18 protein-coding genes are annotated in these 21,494 nt (G+C 47.5%); 12 read left to right on the top strand and 6 right to left on the bottom strand.

Annotated features, from left to right (window positions below):
* Positions 1–2 precede the first annotated feature (2 nt).
* The gene (locus OI18_RS04595; RefSeq protein WP_039137608.1) at positions 3–566 is read left to right on the top strand and encodes a cob(I)yrinic acid a,c-diamide adenosyltransferase; all 564 of its coding nucleotides are present in this window, start codon (positions 3–5) and stop codon (positions 564–566) included.
* On the opposite strand, the gene OI18_RS04590 is transcribed toward OI18_RS04595, so the two are convergent.
* Positions 563–1,222 (bottom strand): ABC transporter ATP-binding protein, encoded by a 660-nt coding sequence (locus OI18_RS04590; protein ID WP_039137606.1) that lies wholly within the window; start codon positions 1,220–1,222, stop codon positions 563–565. The genes OI18_RS04595 and OI18_RS04590 overlap by 4 nt on opposite strands.
* A 115-nt stretch (positions 1,223–1,337) precedes the next feature.
* On the opposite strand from OI18_RS04590, the gene OI18_RS04585 reads away from it, so the two are divergent.
* A complete protein-coding gene (locus OI18_RS04585; protein WP_039131553.1) occupies positions 1,338–1,559 on the top strand; it encodes a DUF2795 domain-containing protein in 222 nt (73 codons plus the stop codon).
* Between the two features lie 202 nt (positions 1,560–1,761).
* On the opposite strand, the gene OI18_RS04580 is transcribed toward OI18_RS04585, so the two are convergent.
* The 4 genes from OI18_RS04580 to OI18_RS04565 all read right to left on the bottom strand — a co-directional run bounded on the left by OI18_RS04580 (position 1,762) and on the right by OI18_RS04565 (position 6,275).
* Entirely contained in the window at positions 1,762–2,586 is an 825-nt protein-coding gene (locus OI18_RS04580; protein ID WP_039137600.1) for an enoyl-ACP reductase FabI, read from the bottom strand.
* A gap of 34 nt (positions 2,587–2,620) precedes the next feature.
* Complete coding sequence (gene recN / locus OI18_RS04575) at positions 2,621–4,276, bottom strand: DNA repair protein RecN (protein ID WP_039137598.1); 1,656 nt, start codon at positions 4,274–4,276, stop codon at positions 2,621–2,623.
* A gap of 131 nt (positions 4,277–4,407) precedes the next feature.
* A complete protein-coding gene (locus OI18_RS04570) occupies positions 4,408–5,163 on the bottom strand; it encodes a zinc ribbon domain-containing protein (RefSeq protein ID WP_039137594.1) in 756 nt (251 codons plus the stop codon).
* A 14-nt stretch (positions 5,164–5,177) separates the two neighbouring features.
* Entirely contained in the window at positions 5,178–6,275 is a 1,098-nt protein-coding gene (locus OI18_RS04565; protein ID WP_039137592.1) for a Nif3-like dinuclear metal center hexameric protein, read from the bottom strand.
* Positions 6,276–6,499: 224 nt separating this feature from the next.
* Here OI18_RS04565 and OI18_RS04560 point away from each other — a divergent pair, with 224 nt between their 5' ends.
* The 5 genes from OI18_RS04560 (at position 6,500) to OI18_RS04540 (ending at position 14,419) form a co-directional block, all read left to right on the top strand.
* A complete protein-coding gene (locus OI18_RS04560; protein ID WP_039137589.1) occupies positions 6,500–8,032 on the top strand; it encodes a carboxypeptidase M32 in 1,533 nt (510 codons plus the stop codon).
* Positions 8,029–8,436, top strand: a complete 408-nt coding sequence (locus OI18_RS04555; RefSeq protein ID WP_039137587.1) for a hypothetical protein — start codon at positions 8,029–8,031, stop codon at positions 8,434–8,436. The genes OI18_RS04560 and OI18_RS04555 overlap by 4 nt, the downstream gene beginning before the upstream one ends.
* 56 nt (positions 8,437–8,492) lie before the next feature.
* On the top strand, positions 8,493–12,857 hold the full coding sequence (locus OI18_RS04550) for a T9SS C-terminal target domain-containing protein (protein WP_039137585.1): 4,365 nt from the start codon (positions 8,493–8,495) through the stop codon (positions 12,855–12,857).
* A gap of 2 nt (positions 12,858–12,859) precedes the next feature.
* Positions 12,860–13,897 (top strand): PorP/SprF family type IX secretion system membrane protein, encoded by a 1,038-nt coding sequence (locus OI18_RS04545; RefSeq protein WP_039137582.1) that lies wholly within the window; start codon positions 12,860–12,862, stop codon positions 13,895–13,897.
* A gap of 192 nt (positions 13,898–14,089) precedes the next feature.
* A complete protein-coding gene (locus OI18_RS04540) occupies positions 14,090–14,419 on the top strand; it encodes a T9SS type A sorting domain-containing protein (protein ID WP_160290193.1) in 330 nt (109 codons plus the stop codon).
* Between the two features lie 5 nt (positions 14,420–14,424).
* Here the strand turns inward: OI18_RS04540 and OI18_RS04535 are convergent, their stop codons facing one another.
* Positions 14,425–15,597, bottom strand: a complete 1,173-nt coding sequence (locus OI18_RS04535; protein ID WP_039137575.1) for a class I SAM-dependent rRNA methyltransferase — start codon at positions 15,595–15,597, stop codon at positions 14,425–14,427.
* Between the two features lie 181 nt (positions 15,598–15,778).
* On the opposite strand from OI18_RS04535, the gene OI18_RS04530 reads away from it, so the two are divergent.
* The 5 genes from OI18_RS04530 (at position 15,779) to OI18_RS04510 (ending at position 21,413) form a co-directional block, all read left to right on the top strand.
* Positions 15,779–16,327 (top strand): nucleotide exchange factor GrpE, encoded by a 549-nt coding sequence (locus OI18_RS04530; protein ID WP_039137573.1) that lies wholly within the window; start codon positions 15,779–15,781, stop codon positions 16,325–16,327.
* A 24-nt stretch (positions 16,328–16,351) separates the two neighbouring features.
* Positions 16,352–17,515 (top strand): molecular chaperone DnaJ, encoded by a 1,164-nt coding sequence (dnaJ, locus tag OI18_RS04525; RefSeq protein ID WP_039137571.1) that lies wholly within the window; start codon positions 16,352–16,354, stop codon positions 17,513–17,515.
* Between the two features lie 67 nt (positions 17,516–17,582).
* Positions 17,583–18,170 carry an HD domain-containing protein gene (locus tag OI18_RS04520; RefSeq protein WP_039137569.1) on the top strand — a complete coding sequence of 196 codons (588 nt, stop codon included), beginning with the start codon at positions 17,583–17,585 and terminating at the stop codon, positions 18,168–18,170.
* Positions 18,171–18,194: 24 nt separating this feature from the next.
* On the top strand, positions 18,195–20,945 hold the full coding sequence (locus OI18_RS04515) for an MFS transporter (protein ID WP_152616731.1): 2,751 nt from the start codon (positions 18,195–18,197) through the stop codon (positions 20,943–20,945).
* Between the two features lie 9 nt (positions 20,946–20,954).
* Entirely contained in the window at positions 20,955–21,413 is a 459-nt protein-coding gene (locus tag OI18_RS04510) for a Crp/Fnr family transcriptional regulator (protein WP_152616730.1), read from the top strand.
* Positions 21,414–21,494 lie beyond the last annotated feature (81 nt).

Raw genomic sequence — 21,494 nt, 5'->3', positions numbered from 1 at the left:
ATATGGCATTAAAAATTTATACCAAAACAGGCGATACAGGGAACACTTCCCTTATCGGAGGTACAAAAGTCCCGAAAAGCCATATTCGTATAGAGACATACGGTACGGTTGACGAACTCAATTCGTATGTGGGTTTCTGCAATGATCAGCTCTCTGATGCTGCTTCAAAGGAAATGCTTAAAGAGATCCAGGATCGCCTGTTTACCATCGGTTCCTCCCTGGCCTGTGACCCTGACCGTGAACCGCTCATGAAAATTCCTGACCTTAAGGAAAGTGACGTTACCATTCTTGAGAATGAAATTGACAGGATGAATGAAGTGTTGCCAAGAATGAAGGCCTTCATCCTGCCAGGAGGGCATATGGCCGTTTCATCACTACACATCGCCAGGTGTATTTGCAGAAGGGCCGAACGCCTGTGTGTTCACATGCAACAGGAATCAATATTTGTCGATCCCCTGGTCATAAAATACCTGAACAGGCTGAGCGATTATCTTTTCGTTTTATCCCGCTACACCGGTCATCTGCTGGGTGCCGGGGAAATCCCCTGGAAACCCCGCACCAGCTAGCTTCCGTTTGTAATAAGGCCATCTTTCATGTGCAGTACGCGATCGCTCATCTGCGCAAGTTCTTCATTGTGGGTAACGATGAGAAAGGTCTGGTTGAATTCTTTGCGCAGGCGGAAGAAAAGTTCATGCAATTCCCTTGCGTTTCTTGAGTCGAGGTTACCAGTCGGCTCATCGGCAAAAATGATCCGCGGGTTATTGATCAGTGCCCTTGCCACGGCAACCCTTTGCTGCTCTCCGCCGGACAGTTCCTGGGGCTTGTTTCCCGCCCTTTCCTTCAGTCCAAGGTGTTCCAGCAATTGGATTGCCCGCTGTTCCACCTCCTGTTTGGGCCTGTTTGCTATCCATCCGGGAATACAAACATTCTCCACCGCAGTAAACTCGGGCAGCAGGTGGTGAAACTGGAATACGAAACCAATAAACTGGTTGCGGAAAGCCGCGAGCTGGCGATCCGTCATTCCGTTAATGGCGGTATTATTGAGTGAGATGGTGCCACTGTCAGCTTTGTCGAGCGTACCGAGAATGTGCAAAAGGGTGCTCTTCCCGGCTCCTGACGAACCGACGATACTTACGATTTCCCCTGCCTCAATACGGATATCCACCCCTTTCAGCACCTGTAGATTACCAAATTGTTTACGAATACCTGTAGCCTGGAGCATGTAACTAATTGATTATTCCTGTATACGAAGCAGCAATATTAAGCGTTGTTAGCCGAAAGGATTTGGAAATTTCGTTTTAACCCCTACATTTGCCGGAAATTTAAAATCTGTATAGATGTTCTGGACTCTTGAATTGGCATCCTATCTGGAAGACGCACCATGGCCTGCAACTAAAGACGAGTTGATCGATTACGCCATCCGTAGCGGTGCACCAATAGAAGTGGTGGAAAACCTGCAGGAACTGGAAGACGAAGGAGAGATATATGAAGGGATTGACGACATTTGGCCCGATTATCCCTCCCAGGAAGACTTCTTCTTTAATGAGGATGAGTATTAGTAAGGAAAAATTCGAAAGTTAAATAGGAAAAGTGAGCGTGCGACAGTGGGACACACGGATGTTAATGCCATAGCCAATAAGAAATTTATAGAAAGGGCCTCCAATGGGGGTCCTTTTTCATTGTGAGCACTCCCCCGGTAGTTTTCCAAACTAAAAAAGCGTTCCCTGGTGGAACGCTTTTTTATGCCTACTTTATATTTTTTTAATTTTCTTTTTCTATCCCCAGGCTCGTCATCACTTCCATGCTTACACCTGTAGTTGAGTAACCGCCGTCATGAAACAGGTTCTGCATCGTCACCATACGGGTAAGATCAGAAAACAGGGTGATACAATAGTTCGCGCAATCCTCTGCAGTTGCATTTCCCAACGGCGCAATGGCATTCGCATAATCGTAGAAGTCACCAAATCCTTTGATCCCCGTGCCGGCCGTTGTTTTAGTGGGCGATTGGGAAACAGTATTGATCCTAACATTCTTTTCTTTTCCATAGTGATAACCGAAACTGCGGGCGATAGATTCGAGCATCGCTTTAATATCAGCCATATCGGTATAGAAGGGATAGGTCCGCTGTGCAGCCATATAGGTTAATGCTACCACGCTCCCCCATTCATTGATGGCATCAAGCTTTTTTGCAACTGCCAGCATCTTATGCAGTGACAAAGCGGATACATCGATGCCCTTCTGGAAGTATTCATAATTAAGTTCAGTATATGGGATATTCTTACGGATATTCACACTCATCCCGATAGAATGCAGAACGAAGTCAATCTTACCGCCAAGGACTTCCTGAGACTTTGTAAACAGGTTAGCCAGTTCATCGTTATTGGTAGCATCTGCGGGGATGATCTCTGCCCCGGTCTTTTCAGCTAATTTTTTGATTTCACCCATTCTCATGGCAATCGGAGCATTGGTCAGGACAAATGTCGCACCTTCTTCATGCGCTTTCTCCGCAACTTTCCAGGCAATTGAATTTTCATCCAATGCGCCGGTTATGATGCCGCGTTTGCCTTTAAGTAAATTGTATCCCATATTAATAGTTTGAGTTGGCTGCGAAAATAGGGATTTAGTTCATTACCATTTCCCTTGCATTTTCAAGAGCAGCTGCTGTTGGTTTCTCCCCTCCCAGCATTTGTGCAATTGCCTGTATGCGTTCTTCCTTATCCAGGATCCTGATGTTGGTGTTTATTACCGATCCCAGGGATTGCTTATATACGAATAAATGAAGATCGGCGCGACCTGCAATCTGTGGCTGATGGGTGATACAGATCACCTGGCGCGCATGAGCAAGCTCTTTCATGATCAGGCCTACCTGGCGACTGGCTTCTCCGGAAATGCCGGTATCGATTTCATCAAAAATCAGGGTGGGAAGGTCCATCCTGTTTGCTACCAGTGATTTTATACACAGCATCAACCTGCTTAGTTCTCCGCCTGACGCCACTTTCCGTAAGGGCGCATATTGTTTGCTTTTATTCGCATCAAAGAGAAAGTCAATGTCGTCACTACCGGAAATTGAGGGAGCTGATTTTTCAAGGTGAACCTTGATGGAAGCATTGGGCATCCCAACCCTGGCCAGCAGGCTGTTAACCTGTTTTTCCAGCGGAGAAACCTGTTTCTTACGTGCATTGCCAAGGCGATCAGCAAGTTCAGTCATGGCAGTCTCGGCTGCTCCTAGCCTGGCCTGCAATTCTGCTGCTTTTTCATCCAGCACTTCAATCGCCTCCAGCTTTCCGGATAACTCCTGCTTCAGTTGCAACAACTCCGCCGTCGTCTTTACACCATGCTTTTTCAATAGCTTATAGCCCGCTGCAAGCCGTTCATTAACCTGTTCTATCCGCGCACTATCATGACCTGTCTTATCAGACAGGTGGCTGGCTTCATCCGCTATGTCATCCAACTCAACATGGGCCGCATGTAGGCGTTCCAGGAGTTCAGCAATTTTAGGATGCTGATCACCGAATGGCTGCAACTGATGTGAAAGGATCTTCAGTTGTTGAACGATGGCAGGTTCCTGTCCCTGCAATTGCTCATATATCCCTGCAAGTGCCGCCTTAATACCTTCGGCGCTGCTGAGCAGCTTCAGTTCGGCTTCAAGGTCTTCCAGCTCATTCTCCCGGAAAGCAGCATCCTCAAGTTCGTTATACAGGAACTGGAAATAGTCCTGTTCTTTCTTATCGCTGCTGATACGACCCATAAGCGAACTAAGCTCGCGCTGGATCTCCTGCCATTGGCGGAAAGATTTCCTGTATTGAGCCAGCAGGGATTCATTTCCTGCCATGGCATCCATCACTGCAAGCTGGAAGCCGGTTTCTCCCAGCGATAATGTATCAAACTGGCGATGAAGGTCAACCAGCTTTACGGAAAGTTCCTGCAGTTGTGTAAGCGTGACCGGGGTATCGTTTACGAAGGCCCGTGATTTGCCTGAAGAAGCGATTTCCCGCCGGATCACCAGCTCAGTAGTAACATCCAGGTCATTATCTTCCAGGAACCTGCTTACCGCTTCCTGTTGTGACACACTGAAAACGCCTTCGACAAAACACTTCTTCTCTTTGTTAAGCACCACATTGCTGTCTGCCCTTTCACCAAGTATAAGCGAAAGCGCGCCCATCAGGATAGACTTACCAGCTCCTGTTTCTCCCGTAATGATATTCAACCCCGCATCAAAACGGATCACCAGTTCTTCTATGATCGCATAATTTCTAATATGCAGTTCCTGCAACATAATCTATAATGATGCGGCAATTTAGGCATTTGCCAAATGCCCTGTCCACACGTTGATAAATTCCGTGTTTTTACTGTAAATAAAAATCCCGGCACCGGCCGGGATCTTCATCAGTATTATAAATCTGGATATTATTTCACTTCAACACCATCGTTAAGGTCATTATCCACGAGAATACGTCCGCAGTTCTCGCAAACAATGATTTTTTTACGCTGCTTGATCTCGCTCTGGCGCTGGGGAGGAATTGCGTTGAAGCATCCGCCGCAGGCATCCCTTACCACAGGAACAACAGCAAGACCGTTGCGATAATTTCCACGGATACGGTCATATGAAAGCAGCAGGCGCGGATCAACTTTCTCGCGTGCTTCCGCAGCCAGTTTATTGAAATGCTTTTCTTCAGTGTCAGTTGTGGCGATGATCTTCTCAAGCTCATCTTTCTTATGCTTCAATACACCATCTTTAGTGGCGATCGCTTTCTTTGCTTTTTCCAGTCCTACTACTTTTTCCGCTATCTCTTCATTCGCATCCTTAATATGCTTTTCAGCCAGCTTTACTTCCAGCTGCTGCATTTCAATCTCTTTGGTGATCGCTTCAAACTCACGGCTGTTTTTTACATTCGTGCTTTGCTTTTCGTATTTCTTGATGAGGGCATCTGCTTCTTTAATGGATTCTTTCTTCTGGTTAATGAATTCATTGATACCATTGATCTCCTCCTCTATCCTGGTCTGGCGGGAATTCAGTCCTTGTATTTCATCCTCCAGGTCACTCACTTCAATCGGCAATTCTCCTTTCAGGATCTGGAATTCATCGATCTTTGATTCGATCTTCTGTAAGGATACCAGAGAAACCAGTTTTTCTTCAACCGAAAAGTCTTTAACAGTTGCCATATATGTTTTTGAAATTAGATATAATACTTCACCGGGTTGGTATTTACCCCCGTTTTGAAGACGGCAAAGGTAGGAAATTTTTCCGCCAAAATATCATATAGCAGATCCACCGTAAACTGCTCGCTCTCGAAATGACCGATGTCCGCCAGCAGCATCCTTCCGTCCGCGTCAAAGAACTCATGGTATTTTATGTCGCCTGTTATATATACATCTGCATTCAATTGTAAGGCCCTGGAAACCAAAAAACTACCTGCACCACCACAGAGGGCTACTGACCTGACCATCCTGCCGGTAAACGGCGTATGACGTACCACTTTCAGCCCAAACACCGTTTTCAGGAGTTCCAGGAAATCCGACTCGGTGACTTCGGCCGGAAGCTCACCGATCATTCCCGACCCCACAGCTTCATGAACATTACTGAGAGATACAAGGTCGAATGCCACTTCCTCGTATGGGTGACTTGCCCTTAGTGCAGCAATGACCTGCGACTCCAGCCATACCGGGTAAATGACTTCGAGACGGGTCTCAGGCTCTTCATGCCGCGTGCCCTGTTTACCCGCATATGGGTTAGTACCCTCGCCGGGAAGATAGGTACCGGTACCAGCTACCGTATAACTGCATTCACTGTAGTCGCCGATGTGCCCGGCTCCCGCTGCAAAAAGTGCTGTACTGACCTGCTGCAGCTGGGCATGAGGCACAAATGTGTATAACTTTTTTAACAGGCCTGGTTTCGGCTGAAGGATCCGGCGGTTGCCCAGCTGAAGCAGATCAGCCATCTTACCACTTACGCCTATGCTTACGTTATCGAGGTTTGTATGAATGGCATAAAGGGTAATATTATGCCTGATGGCAGTGATTACCGTATTCTCCACATAATTTCTGCCCGTTAGTTTCTTCAATCCTGAAAAGACTATCGGATGGTGAGAGATTACCAGGTTACAGCCCCGGGAAACCGCCTCAAGCACCACTTCTTCGGTCGCATCCAGTGATATCAATACCCCGGTGCAATCAAGAAAGGCGTCGCCCGTGATCAGCCCGGAGTTATCATAAGATTCCTGGAGCGCCGGTGGCGCAATCATTTCAAGATGATGGATGATTTCTCTGATCTTCATACCCAAAGATAAATTGGTCTGGCTCAAAATTTGATACTTTAAAACTGTGAGTTTCAAGTGAAAAGTACAGACCTGACAAACCAAAACGGAACTGGCACGACGATGATCCGTACAAATTACCAGGGACACAGTATTTTCGCCGAAAATGAGGTCCGGATACCTTCATAACGAACATCTATTTTAAACAGGAGAATCTGTAGATTGCACCAAGAACCTGGAAACCTATGGAGCACGCCGCGAATACCGCATCCTTATACGAACAATATGTAACCGAGTTGCAGCGGATTGCAGATGTCCGTTATTCAGCAGCCGTATTACAGTGGGACCAGGAAACTTATATGCCACCTGCAGGTGCCGGTTTCAGGGCGCAGCAGATCGCCACACTCAGTGAGTTGGCTCATTCCAGATTTACCCAGCCTTCTTTTATTAACCTGGTAAATGAATTATCAGACCGAAAAGACCTTCATGATGCGGGACAGAAAAATATTTCCCTCAGCAAATACGATGTGGAACAACAGGCAAAACTGCCTTCTGCATTTGTACGGCGGCTGAGCGAAACAGTTTCGCGTTCGTTTAATGCCTGGATGGATGCCCGGCGACAAAATGATTTCAGGGTTTTTCTGCCGCTGCTTGGTGAAGTGGTTGAGCTCAAGAAGCAGGAAGCCGACATGCTTGGTTATGAGAGCCATCCGTACAACGCCCTGCTCAACGAATATGAAAGGGGAAGTACGGTGGAACTGCTCGACAATACTTTCAGCCGGTTACAGGAACCGTTGCGGAATCTGCTTGACAGGATCAGCCGTTGCCCACAGGTTGACGACTCCCTCCTTCACCAGCATTTTCCGGAACAGGACCAGTGGCAGTTCAGCATGCAATTGCTCGAAAAAATGAATTATGACCTTCAGGCAGGAAGGCAAGACAAAGCGGAACATCCGTTTACCACCAACTTCAGCAGCCGTGATGTGCGCATAACCACGCGAATCGATGAGCAGGACCTGAGCAATATGACTTACAGCACGATCCATGAATTAGGTCATGCATTATATGAACAGGGTTTACCGGCAGACCAGTATGGATTACCCCTTGGGGAATATGCATCTCTCAGCATTCATGAATCACAATCCCGGTTATGGGAAAACAATATCGGCAGGGGCATGCCCTGGTGCCAAAGCTTTTTCCCTGTAATGCAGCATTTTTTCCCCAAACAGTTTGGCGGGCGTTCAGCAGAGCAGTATTACCGCGCAGTCAACAAGGTTACTCCTTCCCTGATCCGGACAGAAGCCGATGAGCTGACCTATCATTTTCATGTTATTATCCGCTACGAGCTGGAGAAATCCCTTATCGGCGGTACCCTGAGCGTGGAAGACATACCGGCATTCTGGAATGAAAACTACCAGAAATATCTTGGCGTAACGGTACCGGATGACCGCAGGGGGTGCCTTCAGGATGTACATTGGAGCCACGGAAGTTTTGGTTATTTTCCCACGTATAGTCTCGGTAGCCTTTATGCGGCACAATTTTTTGAATCGGCAAAGACCGCTGTTGGCCAGCTGGATGAAAAGACGGCAAAAGCTGACTACAGTGACCTGCTCCAGTGGCTTCGGCAAAATATACATATACACGGCAGGAGGTTCAACAGCGAGGAATTGTGTAAAAATGTTACCGGTGAGGGAATAAACATCCGGTATTTCATGCAATATGCCGAGGCGAAATATCGTTTCATTTACGCTTTTCAAACCGAAGGAATTGCAATATGAAAAAATTGTTCTGGTTAACCATAACAATATGTTTTCTGGGGTCGTGTAAAAAGGCCATAGAAAAGAAGAAGGAAGATATTGTACTGGACGCCATGACAAATGGCCAGTGGTATGTGCATTCCTTCCGTGAGGGAAGTAAGGATATAACAGGCGATTTCGCTCCATACTCTTTTCAGTTTTACCGCGATGGAAGAGTGAGTGCGTTATCAGAGGGCAGTGAAGACAAAGGAACCTGGGCGGCGGATGTTGATGCAAGAACCATTACTTCCGATTTCCCGAATGCAGCAGATCCGGTTAGGAAGCTGAATGCCGCCTGGAAGATTACCGACAATTCCTGGGATTATGTAAAGGCTGAAACTACTGTTCAGGGCATAAAAAACTTACTGCACCTGAAGAAAAAATAGAATCCGTTCCAACCCTGTGAAAACAAGTTGCTTTCTGAATAACAAAAACCAGCTTGTTGAGAACATTAAATATCGTCCTGATCCTGCTCCTGTTCATTGCTGGTGCTCATTCATCGTGGGCACAGGCGCCCGTTCCCCAGTTTTCCGCAAACAAGACATCAGGATGTGCTCCACTTGCCGTCGCATTTAAAGATGAATCCCTGAATAATCCGACCGCCTGGAGCTGGGATCTCGGAAACGGCCAGCTGTCCACTGCCAGGAACCCTACGGTTACCTACCGCATACCGGGCACTTACACGGTTACGTTAGTAGCTACCAATGCAAGCGGTTCCCGGCGGGAAATTAAAAAGGATTATATCCATGTTTACCCCAACGCGTCTGTGAATTTCACAGCCAGCACTAATCTCGCCTGCCGGCCTGCAACTATAACTTTTACAGACCGGTCAACGATCGACGGTGCATCCATTACCTCATGGAACTGGGATTTCGGTGACGGAACTACATCTACTGAGCGCAACCCGACCAGGACCTTTGACAATATCGGGTATTATAATATAACCCTCACCGTAACTACTTCCAATGGTTGTACGGCAACTGCACCAAAAACCAGATTCATCAGGGTCATCGGCGGTGTAACTCCCAATTTCGATTTTTCAAAGACCGGCAATTGCGAAGCTCCGGTAAATATAAATTTCATCAACCAGACAAGTGGTCCGGGTGATATTAACTACCAGTGGACATTCGGCAACGGCAGTAGTTCGGCGGATAAGGATCCGACCACTACTTATAGTACATTCGGCACCTACAATGTTAAACTGGTGACCATAAGCTCATATGGCTGCCGGGACAGTATAACCAAAGCCATAACGGTAAACAGTAACAACACCGGCTTTACTCTGCCAACGGATAACCTGTGTCCGGGTAAGGAATGGACATTTACAAACACCGGCACCCCCATCCCGGTATCGTCACTATGGGATTTTGGCGACGGCACCACATCCACGGATATTAACCCGGTAAAATCCTACCTGGTGCCAGGGACCTATACGGTAACTGTCACAAATCAATTTGCCGACTGTTCATCAACGTTTTCGAAGGATATAACCGTATCCAACCCCGTTCCGCCTGACTTTACGGCAACAGACACAATAGGTTGTACAGGCGGACTCACTACAACTTTCCAGGACCTGACAGGCGATGCTACAGAATGGCAGTGGGATTTTGGCGATGGCACCAGTTCCACCGAACAAAACCCTGCACATACGTACGCTGCCGAGGGAGAATATAATGTAACACTTACGGTTTCAAGAGCAAATGGCTGTCCGGCGACCATTACCAAAAACGCATTTGTGCGCATACAGGCCCCAGGCGCTATTACCGTACGCGGACTACCGGCGAGGAATTGTGCTCCATTGACTATAAATCCTTCCATTACGCTCGAAGCCATTGATACGATTGCGTCCATTGAATGGGACCTCGGCGCAGGCGGGACAGCAACCGGCAATAATCCCAGTTTCACGTTTAACTCACCCGGTACTTATGACGCGCGGATCAGGATTACCACCACCAGCGGATGTGTCAAGGACACCCTGATCAGGGATGCGGTAAAAATTGGAACCAAACCGGCCGTTGACTTCTCTTTCACTACTGCCTCCACCTGTGCATCCGATACGGTATATTTTACTTCAACTGCAACACCTGCAGATGAATGGATCTGGGAATTTGGCGATGGAACGAGAGGCAATGGTGAAAATCCCGCTCACCATTACCAGGACACAGGCTGGATGTCGGTAACCCTGATTGCCATCAACAACGGCTGTCGCGACACCCTCCGCAAACCTGACCTGCTGTATAAAACAGCCCCGGTTGCACGTTTCGAACCAACTTATGACTGCGCGAATTCACTCCGGGTACAATTCGACAACCTGTCAATTACAGATAACGGTCCCGGCCACGGTATCACCACCTACTCCTGGGATTTTGGTGACGGTTCCCCCGCTTCAACCGCGTTTGAACCGGTACACATATATTCGACCCCGGGCACTTACGATGTTGTGCTGACAGCAGCTGACGATATGTGTACCTATAAGTTTACGAAACAGGTGACCGTTTTCAGGAATAATCCCGACCTCGTCATAGACAAGCCTGCCCATTGTAAGGGAGAACGATTCCTTGTTGAGCTTAAAGGCGTTGACCTGGCCACTATCGACGAAAACAGCTTTTTCTGGACGGTGGAATCCATACCCACGTTCCAGACAACTCACCTTATGGGAGCACGCCTGTACGACAATGGCTTTTATGATGTTACACTCGACTATGTCGACATTCATGGTTGTGCACACAGAATTGTAAAGAACGACCTCGTGCACATCACCGGGTCGAACCCGGACTTCACGGTAGTAAATAACGGAGGTTGCGTAAACGCACAGGTAACAATAACCGATGCCTCACAACCCGCAGGCTCAATTGTCCAATGGATATTTAATTATGGCGATGGAACAATCGACACATTAACCGCTCCGCCATTTACCCATAGCTACGCCAATACGGGAACCTATAACATCGAGCTGACAACCACCGATAATATCGGCTGTGTATTTTCAGTATCAAAAATGGCGGTTGCCAATATTACCCGGCCACAAGTTAATTTCGACTCTCGCGATACCCTGATGTGCCCGGATGTCAATATCAGGTTCAGGAATACATCCCTTGGCCAGGAACTTACCTACCTGTGGGATTTCGGTGATGGAAACACCTCAACAGATGCCGAACCGGTTCACATTTATACAGGCAATGACTCCGTCTATACGGTGAAGCTGGTTGCCACTGACAGGAACGGCTGCCAGGATTCGCTGATCCGCCAGAATTATATCAGGATTGTTGCACCGAAACCAATTTTCAGTGTTTCCGATTCAACAACCATTTGTCCGCCGCTTGAAACCAAATTCACCTCACAGTCATTGGATTACGAAACACTGCTGTGGACCTTCGGCGATGGAAACACCTCTACGCTGGGTAATACCTCAAATTTTTACGACACATTTGGAACTTACACTGCAACTCTTACCGTTTTCGGGTATGGTGGTTGTTCCAGATCTGCTTCGACGACTGTGAACGTGTATGATCCCAAATCAGTTGTACTGGAATATGGACCGCTGGAATCCTGTAACGAACTTGAGGTAACCTTTAATGTCACCCCGCCACCCAATACCTGGTTCCACCTGGTGTTCGGTGATGGCTCCATCGATTCCAGTGGCAACAGAACGGTTACCCACCTGTACAACAGGCCCAATATTTATGCACCCTCCGTAATCCTGTTCGACAGCCTGCAATGCCGAGCAGGAGTTTCTGGCGCCAACAGGATCACCATAAATGGTATTTTGCCAATCCTCGACATTTCAGCTGACAAGTTCTGTGATACAGGCAGGGTGGATCTGCAGGATTACAGCCTGGACGGCGCCGACAGTATCATCACCCGTCCCTGGAATTTTGGCGACGGAACCCCGCCGGTAACCATACCATCACCGGTCGAAACCATTTCATATTTTTATACGCAACCCGGCACTTATATCATAACCGAAATCCTGAATACAGCCAAGGGCTGTACCAATACCATAACCGATACGGTCAGGGTATACCGTACTCCGGTACCGGTAATACTGGGCCCGGATGAAATATGTGTAAACAGCGTCATTCGACTGAATGCCAGCACGGTTGTTCCCGACACGCTGACCACCTGGCAGTGGACATACGGGAACGGACAGACATCCGCATTACCAGCCATTACCGGAACATATAATTCGCCCGGCACAACGGTAATTCAATTAACTGCGACCAATGAACTGGGTTGTACTAATGATACTTCAATGACATTAACTGTGTGGCCGCTGCCAACTATTGAGAATGTGCCGGAAGTAGTGATCCCGGTAGGGGGCGGTGTAACCCTGCCGATCACTTACAGCAATAATGTATCGACCTGGACCTGGACTCCTACCGACAACCTGAGTTGTACAAATTGTGCCACCCCGTTTGCCAATCCACGGTTCAATACCAAATACAATATTGCGGTCGTAGACTCCAATGGATGCCGTGCTACCAGCAGCATTGTTGTGAGAGTGATCTGTGAAGGAAAGAACTATTTTGTACCCAACACCTTCAGCCCGAATAATGACGGCCAGAACGATGTGTTCTACCCCAGAGGCACTGGTCTCGACAGGATCCAGTCCATGCGCATCTTCAACCGCTGGGGTGAGATCGTATTCGAGAAGAAAAATTTCGCAGCCAACTCTCCGTCAGATGGCTGGAATGGTATGATCCGTGGCAAATCCGCCGCTTCAGATGCTTATGTCTATATTATCGAAGTAGTCTGTGATAATGGCCAGGTAGTGCCGATTAAAGGAAATGTAACTTTAATCCGTTAAACATGAAAAGACCAGTACAACCATATAAGTATATCGTTTTGGTCTGCCTGTTGATCTCAGGAATTACAGGTTATGGGCAGGACATACATTTTTCACAGTTCTATGAAGCACCATTGCTTCGTAACCCTTCGCTTGCGGGAATTTTTACTGGTGACATCCGGGTGCAGATGGTATATCGTGACCAATGGAACAGTGTAACGAATGCATTCAGGAGTGGCTCACTTAATGCGGAATATAAAATGCCTGTTGGCAGGGGTGATGATTTTATTACAGCCGGCCTGCAATTCCTGTTCGACCGCGCAGGAACGGTTTCACTGACTTCAACACACGTACTTCCCGCCATCAATTACCATAAAGCGTTAAGCAGTGAGAAGAATATGTACCTGTCGGTTGGTTTTATGGGTGGACTGGTGCAAAGAAGCATTGACAGGTCGAAAATCACTTCAGATAACCAGTTTGTTGGTGGCGCCTTTAATCCGGCAGTCGACAACGGCGAAACATTTGCGAGTCCCAATTACCACTATTTTGATGCGGCAGTTGGCAGCAGTTTTAATATGGGTTTTGGTCGTGAGCTGGAGAACAGTCTCTTCTTCGGTGTTGCGTATCATCATTTGAACCGTCCGACAAATTCGTTTTACCGGAATGCCAATGAAGCCTTACATCCAAAATGGGTTGTATCCGGCGGCACCAAATTTAACGTCAGTGACCAGGCATTCTTTAACCTGCAGGCAGACTACTCGAACCAGGGAAATGCAAATGAAGTGATCGGTGGAGCTATGTACGGATATAAGATCGGTGATCCGGAAATGCCCGACTACACCCTGCATATCGGCGCCTTCATGCGTTTCCGGGATGCGCTTATCCCGGCAATTAAAGTTGACTATGACCCATTTTCAATAGGGCTCAGTTATGATGTGAATGTTTCGCAGCTGAAAACTGCAAGCCAGGGCCGCGGGGGCTTTGAATTGTCGGTCACCTATATCGGCTTCCTTGACCGCGACAATTCATCCCGGTACAAAGTAATTTGTCCGAAATTCTAAGACAATCTGACAGATGTGCCTGATTCTAAGTTCATTCACGGCACCTTGGAAAGATTAAATTAAAACATAATGTTATAAATCGGAATTCCCGGTAAGCTGGTGGGCTTTACCTGCTTATAATCACCCTGGCCATTGTAACTTTGGAAAAAATGGAATATCTTGGGCTGGCGGTCATATAAAATGAATGTGCCGATGAGGATAATCTTTACCTGTTTTCTTTTACTGTTTCTATCCATCCGCGGGCTATCGCAGTCCAGCCTTCCGACCGTTTCCATACCTGCCATAAAGTTTTATCCCAACCCGGCCATAACCCAGATCACATTTGACTTTCCAAGGGACCTTGAGGAAAACTGCACATTCGAGATCTATAACTTCCTCGGCAAGAAAGTATACGAACTGAAGAATATAACACAAAAAGCCACGGTTGAACTGTCACAATTCTACCGCGGCATTTACATCTTTCAGCTTCGGGATAAAACAGGCCGCATTATCCAGTCGGGCCGGTTTCAGGTCGCCAAATAACTTTCTTACAGCACTTGTACAATCAGGAATTTCAGGTAATGGGTGTTATCCTGGCCCCAGATGATCGGGTGATCACTAGCCTGGGTCTGGTAAACCACCTGGCGCAACGTCCTGCGGGCATCTTTTGCAGCCATTTCAATAATTTCAAGGAACATTTCCGGCTGAACAAGGTTGGTACATGATGTAGTGACCAGGAAACCACCGGGTTTGATCAGTTTTATTCCCCTGAGGTTAATCTCCTTATAGCCGGTAATTGCTTTCTGAATATTTTCCCGGCTCTTGGTAAACGCGGGCGGATCGAGCATCACCACATCGTATTGGCGCCCATCCTTACCCCATTGTTTCAGCACATCAAAAGCGTTCACAGCCTCAAAGCGGCAGATATCGCCATAACCATTTAAGTCTGCATTCCGGTTTGCCTGTTCAACGGCTGAAGCGGAAATATCAAGTCCCAGGACCGATTTTGCACCATAATGGGCAGCGTGAATCTCGAAGGTGCCGGTATAGGTGAATGCGCCAAGCACATCTGCGCCCTGTACAATATTCCTGATTGCCCGCCTGTTGTCCTGCTGGTCAAGGAAATATCCCGTCTTCTGACCATTTTCAATATCAACCTTGAATTTCAGCCCATTTTCGTTGATAATGATCGAAGTATCAAAAGGAGCAGACAAAAAGCCTTTCAATTGTGGAAGTCCTTCAAGCTCCCGGACCGGAACATCGTTTCTTTCATAAATCCCTTTTGGAGAGAATATGGTTTCCAGCGCCTTAACGATTGCCGGTTTCCACCGGTCAATTCCGAGTGCAAGGGTTTGCAAAACAAAGTAATCATTGAATTTATCGATGATCAGGGCTGGAAGAAAATCTGCTTCCCCGAAGATCAGGCGGCAGTTTTCTGTGTAGCCCAGTTTTTGACGGTATTCCCAGGCAGCCCTGATCCTTTTCATAAAGAATTCATCGTCAATCTGTTCGGATTTATTTCGCGTCAGGAGGCGAACTATTATCTGAGATTTAGGGTTGGCGTATCCCCTGCCAACGAATTTCCCATCGTGGTTTAACAGGTCAACAATATCTCCCCCATCGAGCGGGCCTTCCACCTTTCCGACTTCATTGGCAAAAACCCAGGGATGGCCGCTTTCTATCCGCCTGCTGATCTTCTTTTTAAGGTAAACTTGTGTCATGGCCGCAAAGGTATGACCTGCAGGGCCGAGGCAACAAGACAAATTGTCCCGAATTCAATAGCTGGCAAAAAAATTGTCATTTAGTTACCGATTGTCAGGAAACAGGGAAGAACCGGCAACCGGCATGTAATCAGGCCAGAAATGGTAAAATGTGCTAGGTTTGCTGCCAATTTGTACTATTATGGAAGAAAAAGATATAAAAGTTACTGGTGAAATGGACATCAATTCGGATAGTGATGTACCTGGTACTACGCACCTAAAGGATCCCGTGGAAGGGAACACTGAAATCGAGAAGCTGGAAGCTGATGTAGCGGAAACCAGGGACAAGTACCTGAGGCTGGTTGCGGAATTTGACAACTTCCGCAAACGTACCTCGAAGGAAAAGCTTGAACTTATCCAGACAGCGGGCAAGGAAGTGATCAGCGCATTGCTGGAGGTGCTTGACGATGCAGACAGGGCGCAGAAGCAGTTGGAAACGGCAACCGACATATCGAACGCAAGGGAAGGCCTGAAGCTGGTGTTCAACAAGCTCAGGACAATTCTGCAGGCCAAGGGTCTGAAGCCCATGGAAAGCATCGGGTCTGACTTCGATCCGGACAAGCATGAAGCTATCACGGAAATCCCTGCCCCTTCCGAAAACCTGAAAGGAAAGGTTTTGGATGAAGTAGAGAAAGGTTATTACCTGAATGATAAAATAATTCGTTTTGCTAAAGTTGTGGTGGGAAAATAAACCCCTCCGGAATTCATAACACCCATGTCAACAAAAAGAGACTACTACGAAATACTTGGAATCTCCAAGAGCGCTTCCGGGGATGAGATCAAAAAGGCTTACCGCAAAGTGGCCATGCAATTCCACCCGGACAGGAACCCGGGGGATAAGTCAGCCGAGGAGAAATTTAAGGAAGCAGCCGAAGCCTATGAAATCTTAAGTGACGCTGACAAGCGCACGCAGTATGACCGTTACGGTCATGCAGGTGTGGGCAACGGCAACCGCGGATATGGTGGCGGGCACATGAATATGGATGATATTTTCAGCCAGTTCGGTGACATCTTCGGTGATGATATTTTTGGTTCGTTTTTCGGGGGCAGCGGCGGCCGTCGCGGTGGAGGCCAACGTTCACGCGGTGTGCGGGGCAGTAACCTCAGGGTAAAGCTGAAACTCAATTTTGAAGAGATCGCCAAAGGTGTAGCCAAGAGCATCAAGGTTAAGAAATACGTTTCCTGTACAACCTGCTCAGGCTCCGGTGCGAAAGACAAGAGCAGTATCCAGACCTGCCAGACCTGTGGTGGAAGCGGCCAGGTAAGAAAAGTGACCAGCACTTTCCTTGGTCAGATGCAGACCGTTACTACCTGCCCGTCCTGTAACGGAGAAGGGACAACGATCACCGCAAAATGCGGAACCTGTAAAGGCGAAGGCCGTGCTTACGGCGAGGAAACAGTTACCATTGATATACCTGCAGGTGTCCAGGAAGGAATGCAGCTGAATGTTGGCGGCAGGGGCAATGCCGGTGAGCGTGGCGGAATGCCTGGTGATCTAATTGTTCTTATAGAAGAAGAACAGCACAAGGAACTGCAGCGCGATGGACTGAATGTTGCTTATGACCTGCACATCTCGTTTCCGGATGCAGTTTTCGGAATCCAGGTGGAAGTACCGACAATTGATGGCAAGGCGAAGATCAAAATTCCCGCGGGTACACAAAGTGGTAAGATCTTCCGGCTGAAAGGGAAAGGCTTTCCGGCTGTGAACAGTTATGAAAAAGGTGACCAGCTGATCCATGTGAATGTATGGACGCCTCAAATCCTGAGCAATGAAGAGAAAGGAATTATCGAAAAGCTACAGGAAAGCAACAACTTCAAACCGAATCCTGACAAGAACGAAAGAAGCTTCTTTGACAAGGTGAAGGAAATATTTTCTTAAAAAGGGTTTTTCAACCCTTTTTCTTTTTTCAGATAACGCCTATATTTATTAGGTAATTGAAAGTGCCATGACTGAAGCGGGCTTTCAAGCCTTAAAGGCAGATATAATACAACGATTGTCTGGTCTGGACACGCGACTGACCTACCATAACCTGGCACACACGCTGGATGTTATGGAGCAGGCTGTCAGGATTTCTGTTGAAGAATCTATCCTGGATCCAAGGCAGTTGTTACTTGTAAAGATCGCGGCTTTATACCATGATACGGGGTTCCTGTTTACCTATCGTGGCCATGAAGAAAAATCCTGTGAGATTGCCAGGCAGGATCTTGCCGGTACGGACCTCACTGTTGATGAGGTTAATACCATAACAGGCATGATCATGGCCACCAAAATACCCCAGAGTCCGGCCAACCTTATGGAAGAGATCATTTGCGACGCAGACCTGGACTACCTGGGAAGAGACGATTATCCTCCCATCAGTGATAATCTCAAGGTTGAATTCCTGTCTTATGGCATAATAGGGGGAGATAAAGACTGGGATCCACTGCAGATCGATTTCTTTGAAAAACACCGTTATTTCACCCGTAGCTCACGAACACTCCGCGCCCCTAGAAAGCAACAATACCTGGCTATGCTGAAAGAAAAAGCCTGGTAAGAACCGTCAACTAATAACAACAACATGAGGTCCGGCCATTTATGGTTGAAAGTGCTTAACGTGCACGTCAATGAATGGCGGGTCGTAAAGAAACTGTTCTGGCTCCAGTTCTTCCAGGGCGCCGGAATCTCATTTTTCTTCACTGCTGAATTCGCACGGTTCCTGGAACGCATGCCCGTTTATGAACTCCCATGGGTAATGGTAATGGCAGCATTCCTATTGTGGTTAACCGGGTTACTATATACCATCCTGGAACACCGGATCCCCTTCAGGAAGTTCAATGGGGGCATTATTCTGCTTATGGCTGGCAGCATGTTGCTGGTGAGAGTGGGCAGCAACTTCTTCCCTGGCATCTGGTTCTACTATTTCAGCCTTGCCTGGTTTTATGTCCTCTACCTGCTTAATAATCTTGAATTCTGGGGAATTGCTGCGAGACTGTTTGATATGCGCCAGAGCAAGCGGCTCTTCGGTGTCATCAGCGCAGGTGACATTCCCGCGAAATTTATTGGTTATACACTCGCACTTGTCTTTGTTCCTTATACCGGCACCCTGAACCTGTTGCTGATCGGCTTTGTTTGCATGTTGCTGTCCCTTCCATTCTTTAATACCATCGCCCGCGAAGAAGAAAAAGCTTTCGCTTCCGGTCACCCCGCAAAAAATATTCACCACTCCGGAACGCCGATCAACAACCTGCTCGCTGATTTCCGGAACAGCAGGATCATCCGCAGTATCGCCCTGATCTCCCTACTTGCATCAGCATGCATGATCATCGTCAACTATGGACTCTATTCAAAAGTCAAAGAAGAATACAGCACAGATGTCGAACTGGCGAGATTTATTGCCATGTTCATGGCCGGACTAAGAATTGCGGCGCTTATCACCAAAACCATTCTGACAGGCAGGCTAACAACTGTGCTTGGCGTACGCCAGTCGCTCTTCATTACTCCTGCCGTAATGATCGTACTGATCAGTACACTGCTGTTTGTCAACTGGACAAACCCGGATCAGAAGATCCTGTTTTATTTTTTTGGAGCTACTTCTATCGCCGTTGATGTTTTACGCACTTCTATCAACTCCCCGGTACTGCTGACAGTAATGCAACCGCTGCCAACGCATGAACGGCTGAGGGCCCATAATATAGTAAAGGGAATCATGGATCCCTTTGCAACCCTGCTCTGCGGAATCCTGCTGCTGGTACTTTTCCGGATACAGCATGAAATCAACCTGATCACGATCTGTTATATCCTTGTAGGCCTTGCTGTATGCTGGATTGGTGGAATTGTAATGGTAAACAGGGATTACCTGAGCATGCTGATCAAGACGATCAGCAGCCGCTTTTTCAGCCAGGAAGAATTCACGCTCAACGATCCCGACATCATAGCCCAGATACGGCGTAAAATTGAAACAGGTTCTGCCAGCGAGGTATTAAGCGTACTGAATATGGTCGGGACAAAACAGAACCCTATATCAATCGAGTTATTGTCCTGCTTCCTTGATCATTCATCGGAGCAGGTGAAGCTGGAAGCTTTAAGACTGATAGCAGCCAAGAAGATCGTCTCATTGAAAGACAAACTGAGTACACTGGTACTCGAGAGCCGTGAAGAGAGTGTCAGGAACGAAGCCATAAAAACGATCTGCCAGCTTGCAGAGAATAACCATGAGCTGCAGGCATACCTGTCAAATCCTGACCCGGCCCTTCGTTTGTCGGCAATAAAGGGAATGTTGTGCAACCGCATGGATATTGCCAAATCCATGGCCGAAGATGCCCTGCGTGATATGATCGGCGCAGGCAGCACCTACGAACGATTCAGTGCAATGCATATACTGGATGAAGTGAAGGATGAATATGATCATCCGGAGCACAGGGTACTGATCGAACACAACGATGACCATACCGCAATCCGGGCTATTAATGCTATCGGGAATGCAGCTGCCCCTACCACCCTCTCCGCTGCCATGAACAAGCTTGTTCGGCACAGGCCAATCGTCATGAAAGCATTGCACCGTGCCGGAAGCCGTTCAATACCTTTTATCGCGACGGCGCTCGAAGAAAGCCATTACACCATTGACATCCGCAACCAGCTGATCGTCCTTTGCGGAAAGATCGGGGGAACGAAGTCGCATGATGTTTTAGTCAGGATGCTTAAAAATCACCCTTCCGGCTCCGCGGCAATCATCCAGGCATTATATCGCAGCCGATACCAGGCAAACAAGGAAAACAGGCATTACTTCGAATCACTTGCGCGCGCTTATATCCGGTTTGCAGTCGAGCTGTTACATATGCAGAAAGCACTGACCGGCATCGACCAGCCTTCTGCACTACTCTACAATGCTATCCAGATCGAATTCCAGGAAATACGTGAAATACTCCTGAGCCTGTTTGCGTGTATATATGACCGCGAAAAAGTCAGGAAGGCGCGCAACGGATTTTATACGCACAACCGTGACAGCATTGCCAACGCCATGGAGATCATTGAACTTACCGTTAAAAAAGATCTCGCCAGGTACTTCAATACGCTTTTCGAAAATACCAGCATAGAACACAGGTGTGAGGCGCTCCGGTTCCTGTACACGGAAACCGAATACCGTAAAACCAACCAGGTGCTTGGTCGTATTCTTTCTGAAAAGCCTATCCTGTACCACGACTGGACCAAAGCGTGCTCGATGTATGTTTCAAAGAAATACCTGGTTACGATAGATGTTACCCTGATGGATAAATATCTGAATGCTGAGAACCCATTGCTGAAAGAAACTGCACATTATGTGTGCACGTAAAAGAACAATATGATGATAACATCCAACGAGAGGCTATTACTGGTGGAAAAAGTGATCATCCTCAAGTCACTGACAATCTTCAGCGATACCCCTGAAAACATCCTCGCTGATCTTGCTCCCCTTATGCAGGAAGAAGATTTTGAAAAAGAAACCCTGCTGTTCCGTGAAGGTGATACCGGCGACTGCATGTTCATTATCCACCGCGGCGAAGTCAGGATCCATAAGAACAATACGACACTTGCAGTCCTGAAAGAAAAAGAAGTTTTCGGAGAACTTTCCCTCCTGGATGCGGAAACAAGGTCAGCCAGTGCCAGCTGCCAAACCGACTGCACGCTGTTCCGGATAGACCAGGAACCATTCTATGAACTGATCGATGCGAGGCCCGAAGTCGCAAGGGGATTCATCAAGATCCTTTGCCAGCGGCTGCGTGCACAGAATGAAAAAAGCGTGCAGTCACGGAACTTATAAAGGAAAGTTTACTTGAAAAGAAAAGAATAAAACCTTATCTTACTGTTGCCCCATTAATTACAATCCGCTCTATCAATCCTT

The organism is Flavihumibacter solisilvae, from assembly GCF_000814475.1.
GTDB classification, from domain to species: Bacteria; Bacteroidota; Bacteroidia; order Chitinophagales; family Chitinophagaceae; genus Flavihumibacter; species Flavihumibacter solisilvae.
Note: the sequence above shows the minus strand (reverse complement) of the source record. Positions and strands in the feature narration are given on the sequence as shown.

Bases quoted from the DNA above. Each gene is read 5' to 3' on its own strand.
- OI18_RS04595 (WP_039137608.1), top strand. From the start codon at position 3: ATGGCATTAAAAATTTATACCAAAACAGGCGATACAGGGAACACTTCC.
- OI18_RS04590 (WP_039137606.1), bottom strand. From the start codon at position 1,222: ATGCTCCAGGCTACAGGTATTCGTAAACAATTTGGTAATCTACAGGTG.
- OI18_RS04585 (WP_039131553.1), top strand. From the start codon at position 1,338: ATGTTCTGGACTCTTGAATTGGCATCCTATCTGGAAGACGCACCATGG.
- OI18_RS04580 (WP_039137600.1), bottom strand. From the start codon at position 2,586: ATGGGATACAATTTACTTAAAGGCAAACGCGGCATCATAACCGGCGCA.
- recN (WP_039137598.1), bottom strand. From the start codon at position 4,276: ATGTTGCAGGAACTGCATATTAGAAATTATGCGATCATAGAAGAACTG.
- OI18_RS04570 (WP_039137594.1), bottom strand. From the start codon at position 5,163: ATGGCAACTGTTAAAGACTTTTCGGTTGAAGAAAAACTGGTTTCTCTG.
- OI18_RS04565 (WP_039137592.1), bottom strand. From the start codon at position 6,275: ATGAAGATCAGAGAAATCATCCATCATCTTGAAATGATTGCGCCACCG.
- OI18_RS04560 (WP_039137589.1), top strand. From the start codon at position 6,500: ATGGAGCACGCCGCGAATACCGCATCCTTATACGAACAATATGTAACC.
- OI18_RS04555 (WP_039137587.1), top strand. From the start codon at position 8,029: ATGAAAAAATTGTTCTGGTTAACCATAACAATATGTTTTCTGGGGTCG.
- OI18_RS04545 (WP_039137582.1), top strand. From the start codon at position 12,860: ATGAAAAGACCAGTACAACCATATAAGTATATCGTTTTGGTCTGCCTG.
- OI18_RS04540 (WP_160290193.1), top strand. From the start codon at position 14,090: ATGAGGATAATCTTTACCTGTTTTCTTTTACTGTTTCTATCCATCCGC.
- OI18_RS04535 (WP_039137575.1), bottom strand. From the start codon at position 15,597: ATGACACAAGTTTACCTTAAAAAGAAGATCAGCAGGCGGATAGAAAGC.
- OI18_RS04530 (WP_039137573.1), top strand. From the start codon at position 15,779: ATGGAAGAAAAAGATATAAAAGTTACTGGTGAAATGGACATCAATTCG.
- dnaJ (WP_039137571.1), top strand. From the start codon at position 16,352: ATGTCAACAAAAAGAGACTACTACGAAATACTTGGAATCTCCAAGAGC.
- OI18_RS04520 (WP_039137569.1), top strand. From the start codon at position 17,583: ATGACTGAAGCGGGCTTTCAAGCCTTAAAGGCAGATATAATACAACGA.
- OI18_RS04515 (WP_152616731.1), top strand. From the start codon at position 18,195: ATGAGGTCCGGCCATTTATGGTTGAAAGTGCTTAACGTGCACGTCAAT.
- OI18_RS04510 (WP_152616730.1), top strand. From the start codon at position 20,955: ATGATGATAACATCCAACGAGAGGCTATTACTGGTGGAAAAAGTGATC.